Source organism: Janthinobacterium sp. UMAB-60 (genome assembly GCF_900095235.1).
In the GTDB taxonomy this organism is placed as follows: Bacteria; Pseudomonadota; Gammaproteobacteria; order Burkholderiales; family Burkholderiaceae_D; genus Janthinobacterium.
In genome coordinates this window covers 11,821-27,290 of the sequence record NZ_LT607497.1, presented here as the reverse complement: position 1 = coordinate 27,290, position 15,470 = coordinate 11,821, and the positions used below count along the sequence as shown (strand labels likewise).

15 protein-coding genes are annotated in these 15,470 nt (G+C 52.2%); 9 read left to right on the top strand and 6 right to left on the bottom strand.

Annotated features, from left to right (window positions below):
- Positions 1-69: 69 nt before the first annotated feature.
- From K0F86_RS22445 to K0F86_RS22430, 4 genes are read right to left on the bottom strand one after another with little or no spacing between them, the layout of a single operon-like run.
- Entirely contained in the window at positions 70-333 is a 264-nt protein-coding gene (locus K0F86_RS22445; RefSeq protein ID WP_219136395.1) for an ogr/Delta-like zinc finger family protein, read from the bottom strand.
- Complete coding sequence (locus K0F86_RS22440) at positions 330-518, bottom strand: hypothetical protein (RefSeq protein ID WP_219136394.1); 189 nt, start codon at positions 516-518, stop codon at positions 330-332. Before K0F86_RS22440 ends, K0F86_RS22445 begins: the two co-directional genes overlap by 4 nt.
- Positions 519-555: 37 nt before the next feature.
- Positions 556-759, bottom strand: coding sequence for a hypothetical protein (locus K0F86_RS22435; RefSeq protein WP_219136393.1), 204 nt, complete (start codon positions 757-759; stop codon positions 556-558).
- Between the two features lie 10 nt (positions 760-769).
- Positions 770-973, bottom strand: a complete 204-nt coding sequence (locus tag K0F86_RS22430) for a ribbon-helix-helix protein, CopG family (protein ID WP_219136392.1) — start codon at positions 971-973, stop codon at positions 770-772.
- Between the two features lie 80 nt (positions 974-1,053).
- Here K0F86_RS22430 and K0F86_RS22425 point away from each other — a divergent pair, with 80 nt between their 5' ends.
- The 3 genes from K0F86_RS22425 (at position 1,054) to K0F86_RS22415 (ending at position 4,253) form a co-directional block, all read left to right on the top strand.
- Positions 1,054-1,494: a helix-turn-helix domain-containing protein gene (locus K0F86_RS22425; RefSeq protein WP_219136391.1), complete on the top strand. Its 441-nt coding sequence runs from the start codon at positions 1,054-1,056 to the stop codon at positions 1,492-1,494.
- Between the two features lie 348 nt (positions 1,495-1,842).
- Complete coding sequence (locus tag K0F86_RS22420) at positions 1,843-3,162, top strand: hypothetical protein (protein ID WP_219136390.1); 1,320 nt, start codon at positions 1,843-1,845, stop codon at positions 3,160-3,162.
- 350 nt (positions 3,163-3,512) lie between these two features.
- Complete coding sequence (locus K0F86_RS22415; RefSeq protein WP_219136389.1) at positions 3,513-4,253, top strand: hypothetical protein; 741 nt, start codon at positions 3,513-3,515, stop codon at positions 4,251-4,253.
- Between the two features lie 108 nt (positions 4,254-4,361).
- Here the strand turns inward: K0F86_RS22415 and K0F86_RS22410 are convergent, their stop codons facing one another.
- A complete protein-coding gene (locus tag K0F86_RS22410; protein ID WP_219136388.1) occupies positions 4,362-4,889 on the bottom strand; it encodes a hypothetical protein in 528 nt (175 codons plus the stop codon).
- Between K0F86_RS22410 and K0F86_RS22405 the strand changes: the two genes are divergently transcribed.
- Positions 4,888-5,661 (top strand): OST-HTH/LOTUS domain-containing protein, encoded by a 774-nt coding sequence (locus K0F86_RS22405; RefSeq protein WP_219136387.1) that lies wholly within the window; start codon positions 4,888-4,890, stop codon positions 5,659-5,661. The genes K0F86_RS22410 and K0F86_RS22405 overlap by 2 nt on opposite strands.
- A 225-nt stretch (positions 5,662-5,886) precedes the next feature.
- On the opposite strand, the gene K0F86_RS22400 is transcribed toward K0F86_RS22405, so the two are convergent.
- Complete coding sequence (locus K0F86_RS22400; protein WP_219136386.1) at positions 5,887-6,588, bottom strand: hypothetical protein; 702 nt, start codon at positions 6,586-6,588, stop codon at positions 5,887-5,889.
- A gap of 383 nt (positions 6,589-6,971) precedes the next feature.
- On the opposite strand from K0F86_RS22400, the gene K0F86_RS27955 reads away from it, so the two are divergent.
- From K0F86_RS27955 to K0F86_RS22380, 5 genes are all read left to right on the top strand, one after another.
- A complete protein-coding gene (locus K0F86_RS27955) occupies positions 6,972-7,178 on the top strand; it encodes a ribbon-helix-helix protein, CopG family (protein ID WP_374197315.1) in 207 nt (68 codons plus the stop codon).
- Positions 7,175-7,975 carry a hypothetical protein gene (locus K0F86_RS22395; protein ID WP_257572306.1) on the top strand — a complete coding sequence of 267 codons (801 nt, stop codon included), beginning with the start codon at positions 7,175-7,177 and terminating at the stop codon, positions 7,973-7,975. Before K0F86_RS27955 ends, K0F86_RS22395 begins: the two co-directional genes overlap by 4 nt.
- The gene (locus K0F86_RS22390) at positions 7,965-8,528 is read left to right on the top strand and encodes a BREX protein BrxB domain-containing protein (RefSeq protein WP_219136385.1); all 564 of its coding nucleotides are present in this window, start codon (positions 7,965-7,967) and stop codon (positions 8,526-8,528) included. Before K0F86_RS22395 ends, K0F86_RS22390 begins: the two co-directional genes overlap by 11 nt.
- Before the next feature lie 26 nt (positions 8,529-8,554).
- Positions 8,555-12,016, top strand: coding sequence for a BREX system P-loop protein BrxC (brxC, locus tag K0F86_RS22385; RefSeq protein ID WP_219136384.1), 3,462 nt, complete (start codon positions 8,555-8,557; stop codon positions 12,014-12,016).
- An 85-nt stretch (positions 12,017-12,101) separates the two neighbouring features.
- Positions 12,102-15,434, top strand: a complete 3,333-nt coding sequence (locus K0F86_RS22380; RefSeq protein WP_219136383.1) for an Eco57I restriction-modification methylase domain-containing protein — start codon at positions 12,102-12,104, stop codon at positions 15,432-15,434.
- Positions 15,435-15,470 lie beyond the last annotated feature (36 nt).

Genomic DNA, 15,470 nt, shown 5'->3' with positions numbered 1-15,470 from the left:
CTGCAGGGCACAGCAAAGAGGGGGAGTTACGGCGGCCGGGCTACGGCGGCGCGAGGATCGGGATAGTCATCAGCAGCCCGCAGTGAGGTCAAAGGCAAGCTGGCTGGTGGCTGCCGTGCGCGCATGCTGGGACATCGGGATGCGGATATCCGGCTTGGGCATGGCGGACAGCGAGAGGGTGCGCAGTACTTCCAGGCCTGCCACGAAGACGTGCCCGCAGTCGGGGTTCTGGCACATATAGGTGATTTCCTTGAACATGGCGGACATCATGCGGCTTTTGACAGCGCGGACGGTGTAGGCGCAATGCGGGCAGGGCAGGCCGATGACTCTCATTTCAGCTTTCTTTCCACTTGGTACAGGGCGCGACCGCGACCTGTAATATTTTTCGACTGTATGCGTAAGCGCGACTTGACGAGCCATTCAGCCGCCTGATCGATACTTGCCAGCCCCTGGCGCTGGCGCACGAGTTCCAGCACCGCGCGCTCTTCGTCATTGAGGTTAATTTGATGGTCTGGCATTTTCTGTAACTTTAGAGTTGCTCAAAAGTGACTCGGTTTAAACGTTGCGACGCTGTACGCTGTCGATGGTGGCGTCATCCAAGGCGATCACGGCCAGGGCTTCACGCATCACGATCTGGCGCACCAGCACCGCAAGCTCTTCGCCCTGGTAGTTGGCGATCGAGGAAACAAGCTGGTGCTCGTAATCGTCCAGGCGCAGCGCGACTGTATGTTTGCGGATACGTTTTGCATCGGGGTACATGGCGCTGTCCTTAGTAGGTGGATTTGGGGGTGAGTTCGCGTTTGTAGTCGGCAAGGCCGCGCAGGATCAGGAGGCGAAGGAGCCATGCGCGTGACCGCTGTTGAGCTGCTGCTAGAGTTTCGATTTCCTTTACCTCGTCAGGAGCCAGGCGAACGCCAAGCGGCTGGGAGGTGACGCCTTTGGCAATGCGTCCGACTTTTGACAAATTATTCATAATGTTATGATCTGTAATCGCTACGGAATGGCGTAAATATATCACTCATTTGAGTGATTTGGAAAGGTATTTGTACTCAAATGAAGCATTTTTTTGATCGTCTCAAGGAAGAACGAAAACGTCTTGGCCTCAATCAGGATGAGTTTGCAGCCCTCGGTGGAGTAAAAAAGGGTGCCCAGTTCAACTATGAAAATGGTTCCCGTTCACCAGATGCGGACTACTTGGCCGCGGTAGCCGCCGCAGGCGTAGACGTACTGTATTTGCTCACAGGGCAAGTTTCAGCGACTGGTCTACCGGATGATGAAAGTGAACTGTTGATCGGTTATCGCAAGTTGGATTTACGTGGGAAAGCACGTGTGCTTGGCGTAGTTGAGGGCGTTACCGAGTCGCTTCCTTCGAAGTCTCCATCCAAGGCCGTGGAACGCAATACCCAAATGGTTTTTCATGGAAAAGTTGGCCAACAGATTCATGGAGATATCACCGCTCCGCAAACGATCAACGTCGGTCGTAAAAAAAAATGACCAACAAAAGTTGTGGCGAAAAAGAAAGCTTTCGCTGATAAGGCGAATTGGAAAACTACAAATAGCTACACTTTCTACACTGGCTTTTGCTAGTTGCTGGCCTCTGTATAAATGTGACGTGATCGCAACGTCAGCAAACAAGTTTATTCGAAATTCATGTTATTACGAAGGGAAGGCCTTCACAGTCGGTATTGTCATCGAGACGGCGCCTGGCATCAAATGCGAATGTGCGTCTACTACATCTGATGCTTTTCCAACTTGGGTCAAAGGTAGCTGGAGTTAGTCGTATAATTTCGTAATTTTCATACCTGTTAAGTTTTTGTCGAAAATTCACTGAAGAAAGAAGATATGCAGGCAAATATTAGCGATATTTATGATGCGTTGATTGATTTAAGTAAGGCTGTTATCGCTAATTTCCCCCCTCAGAATGATTCCCTCTATTCAGATCATTGGGGCGGGCTTGCTCCTGCGATTAACCGTCACGATGCTGCCGCACAAGCAAGTCGTTTGGCAGAAGATCTGAAACAGGTAGATGTATATCCTAGTGAAACGAGTGTGCCTGCGGATGAGATGATTCGCCGTATAAGGCATCTTCAGAATAATACTTTGCCGCAAATGTACAACGGCAATATCGGCCAAGCCTACCCCGCATATATAGGAACCTTGCACACTATACGTAAAATTCTGTTGCCGCAAGAAGCTTGGATACCACTCGATCGAACAATGTGGCCCGCCAACGTAGCACGAAAAGCTGCAGCCGCTCAACGCCGTTTAGACGAGTTAAACGTTTCAATACCTCTGATCGCTGAAAAAATTGCTGATATCCATGCAGCACACAAAATCTCAGAGAATCTTGAGGTGGATTTGCAAGCGTTATCTGAGGCGCGTGAAAAAGTTGAAAAAGCGGTGACAGAGTCTGCAATTAAAAGTGCCAAGCTGGACTCGTTTTTGACTCAATCAACGACATCGTTGGAGACGTTAGAAGAGCGTGCCGAGGTCGCGGCGAAATTGGTCGCGCAGTGTGAGGCTGCTTACCATATAACTACTACAAAAGGTTTGGCGGGAGCCTTTGATCAGCGGGCGATATCTTTGCGGTGGTCAATACGTGGTTGGGTCATCGGTTTGGCGGCAGCATTGTTAGCCGGCTCCTGGATTGGTACAACTCGATTAGAATCGTTAGCTAAAGCATTGAGCGTTGACAACCCTAAATGGCCCCTTGTTATATCTCAAATTATTTTATCTCTTCTTGGGGTTGGTGCACCGATATGGTTCGCGTGGCTCGCGACAAAACAGATCGGCCAACGCTTCCGTTTGGCTGAAGACTATGCGTTTAAGGCATCCGTCTCGAAGGCGTATGAGGGGTATCGAAAAGAGGCGGCTGAGCTAGATCCAGAATTTCAGTCGACACTCTTCCGTTCTGCTTTGCAACGACTAGATGAAGCTCCGTTACGCTTGGTTGAGACCCATCAGCATGCGTCACCTATGCAAGATTTTGCCAATTCTGATATGGTCAAGAATGCATTTAAAATCGCCCCTGACCTGCCGTCGAAGCTTATGAATATAGTGAACGAGACTCTTCAGCAAGCGAAAGTTGCTGCAAGCGAGGCATCCAAAGTTGTAAACGAAGCAAAGAATTTGAAAAGTAGTGTTTCGGAAGACGAGAAATGACGAGCCTATCAGAAAGTTTGGCATAACACGCCTTTGAGGCACCGAGCGACAGCGTCGCAGTCGTCTCACCTGTTGATCCGATCGGCTTGTCGCTTGTCTGGTGGCGGGGGCAGGTCTGCCATGCGTACACGATCTGAGTTTTGGGTCTAGGCTCACAGCACACTATCATGTATTAATTGTCAATACGGCTCGACTGGCTATGCCGCTTATGCGTATTGACGCTGAGCTTACGCTGAAACTTCAGCTTGGGCATTCGCATAGCTGGGCAGTGTCGGAATTGCAGATCTGACCCTCAAACGCTCAAACGCGGAAGCTACTGCTCCTCGCTCCTGACTCAATAAAAGATAAAAATGACTGAAATGGAACAAGAAATAATCTCGTTTTTCGAAAAATATATTGACGATTTTTTAGGCGACATGGGCGTTGGAGGGCACGCAAACCATCCCGATTTTGAGCTGCTGCCCCGAGATTTCGTTGAGTTTGCAGAGAGAGACCTGAAGGCAGGCAGTTCGACGCACAGCTTGGTAAATGCTACGGCTAATCTGAAACGTGCAGTTGACTGCCAACTGGACTATCTTTTAGTGGCCTTAAATTTGGACAAGCTCTATCGAGAGAAAAGACTTGGCGTAGATAGGAAGCTAGGATTTCTTAAACGTGCAGGAATATTTCGATCTCGTTCAATTGAAAAATTAAACACTTTCAGAAATCGTCTCGAGCACCACTATGAAATTCCTAAGATAGAAGATGTTGAAGTCTATTTTGATCTTGTTGCCGCATTTGTGAGCGTCGCTGAAGCGGTAATTCCTGCTTTTAGCCATAGCGCCTCTCTGGGCATGCAAATTCATGGAGGGGGCTACGTTGGAACGAAGTTCACATACGAAGGGCCCAAGCTTGAACTGAGTTTGAGGCACGACGCAACAAATTATGACCAAGTATTTCAAGTTGATCTTTCAGAGTCAATGAATGTGATAGATAAACTCGAATCTTTCGCGTTTTTACTTCGGGTTCACCTCCTTTTCAGAAAATATGATGAGAGTGCAATCGGGCCGCGTCACTTCCTAAGTTCACTTAGGGGAGATACTCAAATTTGAGTTTCAACTCCGATAGTAAAAAATGGTCGTCCTTCATCTCGCATTAATATGGTAATAGATCCGTTTCAGGGCGAAAGCAGCCGCTGATCTAATGTAAACGACGCGCGTTCATGCTGTTTCTGCGCCGGCTGCTGTTTGCGTAGGCATCCACGGTTCCTCGCTGTTTTCGCGGATGATGTCCCGCACTTCCTCAATGTGCTTCCACGCATGCAGTGCCGCCCGTTTCGCGGCCTGCTTGCTCTTGTAAACATGCTCCAGTGTCTTGAGCGTTCCCGTGGCACCGGCCTGCTCCTGGCCCGCCTTTTTCTTCTTCGCCGCCACGTCCTTCCACTTGGCCACCACGCCCGTAATGCCTTCGTCCGGGTCTTTCTCTTCCTCGCGTTCGGCCTCCACCGCTTCCGTCTTCGTTTCAAACTCCACGCGCGTGGTAAAGCCGTTGCCGCCCAGGCTGTGCGTGACCTTGACCGATAGCCACTCGGTGGCGTCGATCTCGGGCTTGAAGCCTTGCACGGTCACGGGCGATTGCGGGAACACGGCCGGGTTGCCCAGGGCCAGGCTCATTTCAAAGGTGGCCAGGCCGCGCAGGATGCGCTGCCATTCGGCCACGGCCGCCGCGCGCGCGTCGGTTGCGGGCATGGCTGTAGAAGGCCAGGTAAAGCAATTACAAGCAGCGCAGGACCAGAAACGCGCTAGTATGCGCACCAAGACTTTGGGCACGCTCGTCGGCATGTTCACCGGTGAGCACTTAACTGCGGCATTATCTGAAGTCGAGGCTGGACGGGATGATGACGCCTGCTCCGGCGGCCAATTTGTTGATGTCGCTTGGGCCAGCATGCGCTTTAATATCTCGATGTCGCCTGAGCGCTACGCGCAAACCAAGGATAATCTGGCTGAACTGGTTGCGTTGCGCAATGACCTCATCCATCATTTCCTCGAACGTTTTGACATCTTTGATGAAAACGGCTGCTGCGCAGCTGCCACCCACCTCGATGCCTGCTACGAGCAAATTGATGTGCATTTTGAACGCCTGAAGGAATGGGCCAGGAGCTTAGCCGAGACCCAAGCGCTGGCGTCTTCATTCTTGCAGTCAAAGTCGTTCGAGGATATGTTCGTACACGGCATCAATCCTGACGGTTCAGTGTGCTGGGCGAGGAGCACGATAGTCGAATGTTTGCACAAGGCAGAGACGGCTTGCCAGGTAGGCGGTTGGACCTCCCTTGACACCGCGATAGAGTTTATCTCGAAGGAAAATCGAGACCAGGTACCGAGCAGATATGGATGCAAGACATGGCGCCAACTCTTGAGGAAGTCAGGGCTGTTCGAACTCCGGAGCATTGGAGGTTCAGTTGGCAATAGAGGCGAAACTTGGTATCGCATTCGAGCGGCTCCACTCAGAGACGAGAGTTGACCGCCATAGGTTCATCCGCGCCCATGGTACTGACCGATTGTTCGGATTGCTTATTAATGATATAAACGATATAAATAATTATATCGTTTATGCCGTAAGCCGAGAAGTATCGTACAAACCATATAATGCTTCGTACCGTACGAAACATAGCGGCGCTGCAAAAAATTCCTTGTTGGATGCATTGGCGGAGCGGCGAACTCGCCACCGCTTCGCTGCGGCATCTGGCTACATCGCCAATTGGTGAGCAAGAACGCGTTGTACAAACAAGCTGCCGACACCGCTCGCCGTAATAGCCGCTCGCACATTTTCCTTGACGGTGGCCTCATCCATACCCATAGCGCCGGCAGCCAGCATTACGGTGGCGTACGCATCCAGTACGTCGATGCCAGTGATGTCGTAGCCATATCCGCGCATGATGCCCGTCAGGGCAGTCATGCTGGCCGCCATGGAGAAGGCCGGTTGCTTGACCGCGAAGTCTCGTGCCGCCCGAATTAAGGTGCGAGGGTCGGTTTGGCTCCGGTTTGCCAGTTCGATGGACAGCTCGAATAAACCAGCATCCTTGGCAGCAGCAAACCATTTGCCTTCTTGGCCTGGCTGGCTCGCAACCAGGTCACGCAAGATGGTCTTCTTTGGTATGCCCGGGTACTTCTTTGCCGCGGCCTTGAATGTCGTCAGATTGGTCGTTGCGTTCGTGGCGTCCATCGCATCGCGCGCGTACGCCTCTTCCACAAACCCTGCGTCCAGCAATGCACCCTCGCAGAACTCGGCAATCGCCATCAGTGGCTCATTCAGGCCTTTGGAGTCCTGAGCATATTGAATCGCCTCGTCGCGCCTCCCCATCTTGGCCAGTGCTTTTGCGCCCCATACCCTGTAATGCCAAGACTTGTGCCGGTACTCCAAGCAGTTCGTCGTGACGGCCAGCAGCATACAAGGCGCTCAGACATGTCGTGGAGCCCTTGAAGTATCCATAAACGGTGACAGGCTGTGGGGGCTAATAGTCTCATACAAATTTCGTAAGCCGTCGGGCTGCCCCCCCCCACACACCTTCGAGACTCAAAAGCCCTCCGGGAAGTGGTTATTGGTGACTTTTTCTTCTTGGAAACATGCTATTGTCAATGGTTTCTCTTTTGTAAATTAATTTCATTTCGTCTCCTGTTTTTTGATGCTATCTAAAAGTATGTTTTACAAGAGGAACGCCTCTTTGCACGCGCCGCAAGGATTTTTTTTCGTATGGCTAGACGGGAAAAGGAGCAGACGTTATGCTGTCGGACCGCTAGCATAACGCTAGCGCCAGGAAATTTGGAGAAAAGATGGCCCAGCTGAAGACCCAAGTAGTCAGTGTCCGTGTGGAGCCGCAGATTAAGGCTGCGCTTCAGGCCGCGGCTGACAAAGAGCGGAGGAGTCTTGCGAACATGATAGAAATTATGGTGATGACCTATTGTCAACAGAGCGGTGTCGTTGTTGAGGGTATGCAGCCCCAAGACTCCGCGTCTGAAAAGGCGTCGAGAAATTCGTGAGCGTAGCTAAAGAAATTCTTTTTTCAAGACTCGGCTTTCGATTTGGCACGAACGGTCCGCATGCGGCGCGCACCATGATGCTGGATGACCTTCGAATCCTCTTTGCACGTCTGCCTGTCGACGCTACACGAGCGGACTATGCGGAAGATGTGGTGGCGCGCAATGCGCTTGGAAAGCCAACCAAGAAGGCTCGTGAGCTTACTCTTCGTCATTTGACAGCGTTGTATGGACTTGACCCCAAGTTGCCATTGTTTCGTGCGCTGCGTCGCATATGGGGCAGTGACGAAGCTGCTCAGCCTATGCTCGCTCTCACAGTTGCTCTTGCTCGCGACCCCTTGCTTAGAAGTACCCAGCCGTTCATTTTAAGCAAAGCTCCTGGCGCGCTGGTGGCCAGAGAGGACATCGAGAATCTCTTTGCCGCCAATCATCAAGATAGGTTCAGTCCTGCATCGCTGAAGTCGTTCGCCCAGAACGTCAACGGTACTTGGACGGCAGCCGGATTCCTGTCTGGCCGCATCCGCAAGACGCGCTCGGTGCCAGTAGTCACCCCAACGAACGTAGCTTTATGTCTTTTCCTTGGATACCTTGAAGGTTTGTCTGGGCAGCGCCTATTCACATCGCCCTGGATGGGTTTGCTTGCTGGCTCATCTGGTGAGCTAGAAGGGCTTGTAAGCTCAGCCTCTCACCGTGGCTTGCTCGTGTTTATGAATGCTGGTGGCGTCAAGGAGCTTCGCTTCCCAGATTACCTTACCGTTGAAGAAGAACAAGTCCGTCAGGAGGCTTCCAGTGTCATCTAAACTTGCAAAACTTTTATCAGTCTATCGTCAACATCTCACCGTCCCGTGGCAAGAAGGGTTAGCAGCTATTCAGCGCGTTATTTTCGCCGTCTATGACAAGACTGACGAATTGCGTTTGCGCGCGAACGTTGACGAGTTCGCCCTGGTTACCCAGCAGGCTGAGAAGACGTGGTTGCTTATTGACGTGACCAACGCATTTCCAGAGTGGATGGCTTCGTTGGAGTATCGCGACGCGTATTTCGAGAATCCCGAAGACCTGGCAGGCTATCCGATGGGTGAATTGTCCGAATTTATTGAAAGCATGATTACGCAGCTTAAGGCTCAGATTGTGGCCAATGCATCCTCGGATACCGTTGTTGCTCTTTTGGGGGTAGGCAGTCTGTTTGGCCTAGCTCGTGTTTCGACCTTGGTGGAAGGCATTAAGGATTCCGTGCCTGGACGTCTGTTGGTATTCTTCCCCGGCGAGTATCACCCAGAAAACCATACATACCGATTGCTTGACGCAAGAGACGGTTGGAACTACCTGGCTGTCCCTTTAATCGCCACCGAATAATTCATTAAAGTTATTGAAGGACCACCATGCTGAACAGGGAAATTTACACCACTGAGCCGAAAGAAAATCGCCTTGCCAACAATGGCGTGGCTGAGGTTTCTGAGGACCATTCAGAAGCCGCTCAGAGCATTCTGCGCTACGAGCTGGAGACCTTTGTGTGCGATGGCCAGTACGAAAAGGGTGTCGAAATTATTTTGGAAAAATTCCTGCTCAACCTGGGCGGAAAGAATGAGCAGCCAGGTGTCTGGATTTCCGGATTTTATGGCAGCGGCAAGTCGCATCTGGCAAAAATGCTGCGTACGCTCTGGACCGACTACAAGTTCGCGGATGGCGCTTCTGCTCGCAGCATAGCCAAGGTACCCAGTGGTGTGTATGAGTATCTGAAGGAACTTTCCACTGAAGGAAAACGCTACGGTGGGCTGCACGCAGCGGCTGGAAAGCTCGGTGCTGGCGCTGGAGATAAAGTCCGTCTGGCACTGCTAGGAATCATATTCAAATCCAAGGATTTGCCTGCGCAGTTTAATCAAGCTCAGTTTGTCCTGTGGCTCAAGAGTGAAGGGTTGCTCGACGAGGTCGAAAGTGAACTTAAGGCTGCAGGACGCTCGATAGCCCAAGAACTGCCACACATGTACGTGTCGAACCACTTGGCGAAAGTATTGCTGAAGGTTCGCCCTGGCTTCGCCGATAGTGAGGCTGGTGCCCGCCAACTGCTAAAAGCCCAGTTTCCTCAGGTTACCGATATCTCCAGCGAGCAGGTCGTCTCCGCCATCGAAGAAGCCTTGAAGGTCGACGGCAAGTTTCCGCTAACACTTGTCGTACTCGACGAGGTACAGCAATATATTGGTACTGATGCGGAAAAGGCCTTCCAGGTTCAGGAGGTCACGGAGACCCTCTCCAAGCATTTCAATGGCCAACTGCTCTTCGTCGGTACAGGTCAGTCGGCCCTGTCTGGCATGCCCAACTTACAGCGCTTAATGGGGCGCTTCCCGGTGCAGGTGATGCTGGGCGATTGGGACGTTGAGAATGTCACGCGCCAAATTATCTTGGCAAAAAAGCCTTCAGCTATACCTTCAATTGAGGGAGTGTGGCGTAGCAACTTGGGCGAAATTTCCCGCCATCTACGCGGGACCAAACTCGAGCATGTCACTGAAGACGAAGCGGTCATGACCGCTGACTATCCTATCTTGCCCGTGCGTCGCCGGTTTTGGGAGCGGGTGCTCAGAACCATTGATACCACCGGCACTGTTTCACAGCTGCGTAGCCAATTGCGAGTAGTCGCGGAGGCCGTGATGGCGACCGCTGATGTACCCCTTGGGCATGTTGTCTCTGGCGATTTTCTGTACGACCAAATCGCAGCCAATCTCGTGTCCACTGCCCAGTTACCCAAGGAAGTGTTTGAGAACGTGCAGCGTTTTTCGGCAGGCGGGGCTGATGCTCAATTGAAAGCTAAACTGCTGAAGCTCGTTTTTCTAATCAATAAGTTGCCGCCGGAAGCTGCGCTTGATATTGGATTGAAAGCTACTGACGAGGTGTTGGCTGATTTGCTCATTACTGACTTAGCTGCGGGTTCAAGCGGTTTGCGTAAGCAATTGCCGGCGCTACTGGATGAGCTTCAGAACAACGACCGGCTCATCATGGCGCTTGCGGGTAGTGGAGGCACAGAATATCGCCTGCAAACCCGCGAATCGAGCGGTTGGTATGACGAGTTTCGTGCTCAGGAAGCCGAACTCAAAGCCGCGCCTCAGCGTATAGAGCAACAGCGCGCAGACCTATTCAAAGCACGCTTTGGCGAAGTTCTGAAGAAGGTCCGTGTTGTACAAGGCAAGGACAATGTCGAGCGCCGTTTCACACCGATTTACGATGAAATTCTACCCAAGGACAACGAAAAATCCTTATACCTGTGGATTCAGGATGGCTGGCAGACGGAAGAGAAATCTATGATTGCCGAAGCCAAGTCGAAGAATACCGACAATCCGACGCTTTTTTGTTTTTTGCCATCGCAGAACAAGACGGAACTCTCTAACGCCATTGTTGCGCTTGAATCTGCCCGGTCCACGCTGCGCAAAAAAGGCGCGCCCGGAACTGAAGAGGGGCGCGATGCTCAGCGCTCGATGGAGAGCCGTCAACGCAATGCCGAGAAAGTGCTCGCTGATTTGTTGGATGCGCTTTTCGCTGGCGCACGCGTATTCCAGGCCGGTGGACAAGAGGTGGCCGATGGCGCCGAACTTTACGACCGCATCAACCGGGCCGGCAAGGCATCTGCAATCCGACTATTCAATCAGTTCGACGTGGCAGACAGCGACCAATGGAGCAAGGTGCTCGATGAGGCTCGTAAAGGTAACCTGGAATCCCTCAAAGCGGTAGGACACACTCAGGAGCCGGATAAGCATCCAGTATGCCAAAAACTGTTAACGTACATCGGTCCCGGGAAAAAAGGTTCCGAAATCCGCGAGAACTTCGAAAGCCCACCTTTTGGCTGGCCGCGCGACGCCATTGACGGCGCGCTATTTGCTCTGCTCGCCTCTGGACATATTCGCGCATTGGACGCATCCAGCAAGCAAATGGATGCCAAGAGCCTCGACCGAAATAAGCTGACCCAAGCTAGCTTCCGCCAAGAATCAATCACAATTACGCCGCCTCAGCTTATCAAGATTCGCCAGCTGTTTACTGCTGTGGGAGTGCCCTGCCAGCCCAAGGATGAACTTGCTAAGGTACCGCAACTGATTGCTAAGCTGCGAGAACTTGCGGGCAAGGCTGGCGGCGCCGCTCCAGCACCCGAATTGCCAAAACTCACCGTCGTCGAGGCACTTGAGGCGCAGTCCGGCAACGGACAGTTGCTCGAGCTTTTCACGCGGCATGATGAACTGGCCGGTCTTGCCAAGCAGTGGGGGACGACTGCCGAAGAAATTCAGAAGCGGTTGCCCGTGTGGGTTCAGCTTGCAGGATTGCTTGAGCACGCGAAGGAGTTGGGACCATACGACGAACTCAAGGCTGATTTAGACGCTATTCGTGCCCAACGTACCCTTCTGGCTAACCCCGACCCAGTGCGCCCGTTGCTCAATAGCGCCGCTGAAATGCTGCGTCACGCTTTGAATGCCAAGTTACATGATTACGCTGTGGCGTTCGAAGCGCAACAGGCCCATCTCTGTGCTGACGCCGACTGGAATAGGCTTACGGATGGCCAGCGTGGCGACTTGAGCCAAAGCCATCACCTGGAGCCAATGAAGGCTATTGACCTCGCGTCTACCGATAAGCTCCAGGATGCGCTTGACGAGTGCACGTTGCAGCACTGGATTTCAAAAACACAGGCACTAGCGACCCGCTTTGATGCCGCCCGTCATGCTGCTGTGCAGCTTCTTAAGCCGAATGTGATGCACGTGGTCATTCCCAAGCGAACGCTCAATGACGCGGCTGAACTAAAGGTCTGGCTGGTCGAGGTAGAAAAATTGTTGAGTGAGAAGCTGAAGACGGGGCCGGTGGCGCTTTGACGGCCTATCAGGTACAGCCTCCTTACTCTTGCACCCGGATAGATAACTCGGATTGCGGTCCCGCTAAATATATGGAATCAAAAGAATGACAACGCTTTCAAAGCAGCTGCGAACTCAGCTAGAAAATACCGTCAAGGCCGCACGCGACGTGGCCGAGGAAGCTGCGCAGGCGGCACTGGCTCAATTAGCGGTAGGTGACGCAAGGGGGCCGGATTACCAAAGTGAGCTCCAGAAGGTTTTGCGTCGCCGCTTGCGCGCTCATGGCCGGGCATTGGGCGATATGAAATTGAGTGACGACACACAGAACATTCAACATTTGGTTTGGGAGGTCGCGTACGAGCATTGGCACCGCATGCTCTTTGCCCGCTTTCTGGCTGAAAATGGACTCTTGATGTGGGAACCTGGTGCTGCAGTTTCTCTGGATGATTGCCGTGACATGGTGGACAACTACCCTGACATGGCGATGAATGCCAAGACACAATGGGAGTTGGCGGGCAAGCTGGCCGCCCGCATGCTGCCGCAGGTGTTCAAGCCCAATAGTCCTGTATTTGAGCTCAGTTTCGCACCGGAATACCAGCGTGCGTTGGAGAAAATGCTCGCGGCATTGCCCAGAGAGGCATTCAAGGCCAGCGATAGCCTGGGCTGGGTTTATCAATTCTGGCAATCCAAGCGCAAGGACGAGGTCAATGCCTCCGAGGTAAAGATTGGCGCCGACGAATTGCCGGCCGTCACCCAGCTATTCACCGAGCCCTACATGGTCGAGTTCCTGCTACATAACTCGCTGGGAGCCTGGTGGCAAACGCGGCATCCTGGAAAGCCTTGCCCGGTTGAACTGACCTATTTGCGCACGCTTGATGACGGCACGCCTGCCGCCGGCACGTTTGAAGGATGGCCTGCCACCTTGGCCGAGTTCAAGTTGCTCGACCCTTGCTGCGGGTCCGGTCATTTTCTGGTCGCTGCCTTTTTGTTGCTGGTGCCTATGCGCATGGCATCCGAAGGATTGAATGCCATGGATGCTGTGGACTCGGTGCTTCAAGATAACCTGCATGGTCTGGAAATTGACCCCCGCTGCGTTGAAATTGCGGTGTTTGCGTTGGCCCTAACGGCATGGAATTTTCACGATGAAGATGGCAACGCCCTTGGTGTTCGCGCTGACATGCCTTTACCCAATATTGCGTGCTGTGGCTTAAAAGTAGCCGGCCGCGTGCAAGATTGGGAGGCTTTGGTGACGGACGATGACATCGATGCCGAGCACCTGCGCCAAGGGCTGAGCCGCTTGCACGAAACCTTTACCCAGGCGCCTCTTCTGGGCAGTTTGCTTGACCCATCAAAAGCAAACAAAGGTGACTTGTTTGCTGCAGATTACAGCATCCTGCGGGATTTACTCAAGCAGGCTCTTGCAACGGAACATCAGCCCGCTCTATTCGATGAAATAGAAGGGCGATGGGACTTGGCACTCAGCGCGCAAGGGCTATTGGAAGCCGCTAGGTTGCTCGACCAGCGCTATCACTTTGTCATTACCAATGTGCCCTATCTGACGCGCGGCAAGCAAACCCAAGCGCTCAAGGATTTCTGCCAGCAGCATTACTCCGATGCAAAAAATGACCTGGCCAACGTATTCCTTGAACGGTGTCACGAACTTGCTCTGAAAGACACGGGAGTGGTCCAGGTTGTAATGCCTCAGAATTGGCTATTTCTTACGAGCTACAAACGGCAGCGGGAAAGCTTGCTTAAGCGTACTTCATGGAATTTTTTGGCACGTCTCGGGTCGGGAGCCTTTGAGACGATTAGCGGTGAGGTTGTAAATATAATTTTATTAACTCAGGTAAACTCACCGCCCGACTCTAGCTTTAATCTATGCGGGATAGACGCTAGCGAACAGCGGACTGTGAACGATAAAGTGGAGTGGTTGCATTCTGGGATTGTCATATCGACGAGCCAGAAGTCCCAGCTGACTAATCCGGACTCAACGATTTCTCTTCAACCGCTCACTGGAGGAAATAGGTTATCCGAGTTTGCATCATCTTACAAAGGTGTTGGAACGGGTGATGACAATAGATATAAAAAAGTATTTTGGGAAGTCGCGCTTTCTTCAAATTGGATTCCCATGGCATCAGCGCCAGATTGCATATCTTCGACCACCGGAGGATATTCCAGCGTTTTATTTTGGCAACAAGGTGCGGGCGAATTATCTTCTAGCTCGAGTGCGTACTTAAGGAATATTGATAAATGGTCACACGTAGGAATTCTATTCGGAATGATGAGTGATTTGCCGTGCGCGCGCTATGCGGGCGGTGCTTGGGATACTTCGTCATGTGTGCTAATTCCAAATAAGGTAGAGTACCTGCCGTCCATTTGGGCGTATGCTGAGTCTCCGCAATTCCGGCAAGAATTGCGCTCACTTGTAACAAAGATAAGTGTTGAGGTTAATCACTTCACCCAAGTTCCATTTGACATATCCCACTGGCAGAAAGTCGCCGCCGAGCGTTATCCCAACGGTCTACCGAAGCCCTATTCGGACGACCCAACCCAATGGATATTCCATGGACACCCGCAACCCTCGGATGACCCGCTGCAAGTCGCCGTCGCCCGTCTACTTGGTTACACTTGGCCTGCCGAGTTGGGCGAAGAGATGGAGCTCTCCGAAGAGGCGCGCGCCTGGGTGGCAAAATGTCAATCGTTGGATTCGCACGTTGATGACGATGGCATTGTCTGCCTGTCGCCAGTGCGTGGTGAGAAGGCAGCGGATGAGCGGTTGCTTGCACTGCTAATTGATTCTTGGGAAACCGTTGTACCTGGTAGTTGGAAGGCGTCGGTACTGGACAAACTGCTGGCGGACGCAGATTGCTCCGGAAAGGGTGTAGATGTGTGGTTGCGAGAAAAATTCTTCGAACAGCACGCAAGGCGCTTCCAACATCGCCCTTTCATTTGGCACGTATGGGACGGTCTGAAAGATGGGTTCGGCGCATTGGTGAACTATCACCTTCTTGATGCGAAGAAACTTGAGCGGCTCATCCATACCTACCTGGGCGACTGGATTCGTAATCAGGAAGCAGGTGTCGCGAGCGGTGTAGATGGCGCTGAATTGCGCCTCGCCGCAGCAAAGCAACTCAAGACCAAGCTGGAAGCCATCCTCGAAGGCGAAGCTCCCTACGACATTTTTGTTCGTTGGAAGTCAATGCAGCAACAATCTATCGGCTGGAATCCCGACCTCAATGATGGGGTGCGCATGAATATCCGACCATTCATGACCGCAGAAGTTTTGCGGCACAACAAGAAGCCGAAGCTCAACATTACTTGGGACAAGGACCGCGGCAAGGATGTCGTCAGTGCGCCCTGGTTTCATAAATTTGATGGTGACCGTATTAATGACCATCATTTAAGCCAGGCGGAAAAGCTGATATCGAAATTGCCATAAAATAGTCGACACAGCAATGCAGTAAACATAAACACA

Coding starts and splice junctions, on each gene's coding strand:
- K0F86_RS22445 (WP_219136395.1), bottom strand. CDS start 333: ATGAGAGTCATCGGCCTGCCCTGCCCGCATTGCGCCTACACCGTCCGC.
- K0F86_RS22440 (WP_219136394.1), bottom strand. CDS start 518: ATGCCAGACCATCAAATTAACCTCAATGACGAAGAGCGCGCGGTGCTG.
- K0F86_RS22435 (WP_219136393.1), bottom strand. CDS start 759: ATGTACCCCGATGCAAAACGTATCCGCAAACATACAGTCGCGCTGCGC.
- K0F86_RS22430 (WP_219136392.1), bottom strand. CDS start 973: ATGAATAATTTGTCAAAAGTCGGACGCATTGCCAAAGGCGTCACCTCC.
- K0F86_RS22425 (WP_219136391.1), top strand. CDS start 1,054: ATGAAGCATTTTTTTGATCGTCTCAAGGAAGAACGAAAACGTCTTGGC.
- K0F86_RS22420 (WP_219136390.1), top strand. CDS start 1,843: ATGCAGGCAAATATTAGCGATATTTATGATGCGTTGATTGATTTAAGT.
- K0F86_RS22415 (WP_219136389.1), top strand. CDS start 3,513: ATGACTGAAATGGAACAAGAAATAATCTCGTTTTTCGAAAAATATATT.
- K0F86_RS22405 (WP_219136387.1), top strand. CDS start 4,888: ATGGCTGTAGAAGGCCAGGTAAAGCAATTACAAGCAGCGCAGGACCAG.
- K0F86_RS22410 (WP_219136388.1), bottom strand. CDS start 4,889: ATGCCCGCAACCGACGCGCGCGCGGCGGCCGTGGCCGAATGGCAGCGC.
- K0F86_RS22400 (WP_219136386.1), bottom strand. CDS start 6,588: ATGCTGCTGGCCGTCACGACGAACTGCTTGGAGTACCGGCACAAGTCT.
- K0F86_RS27955 (WP_374197315.1), top strand. CDS start 6,972: ATGGCCCAGCTGAAGACCCAAGTAGTCAGTGTCCGTGTGGAGCCGCAG.
- brxC (WP_219136384.1), top strand. CDS start 8,555: ATGCTGAACAGGGAAATTTACACCACTGAGCCGAAAGAAAATCGCCTT.
- K0F86_RS22380 (WP_219136383.1), top strand. CDS start 12,102: ATGACAACGCTTTCAAAGCAGCTGCGAACTCAGCTAGAAAATACCGTC.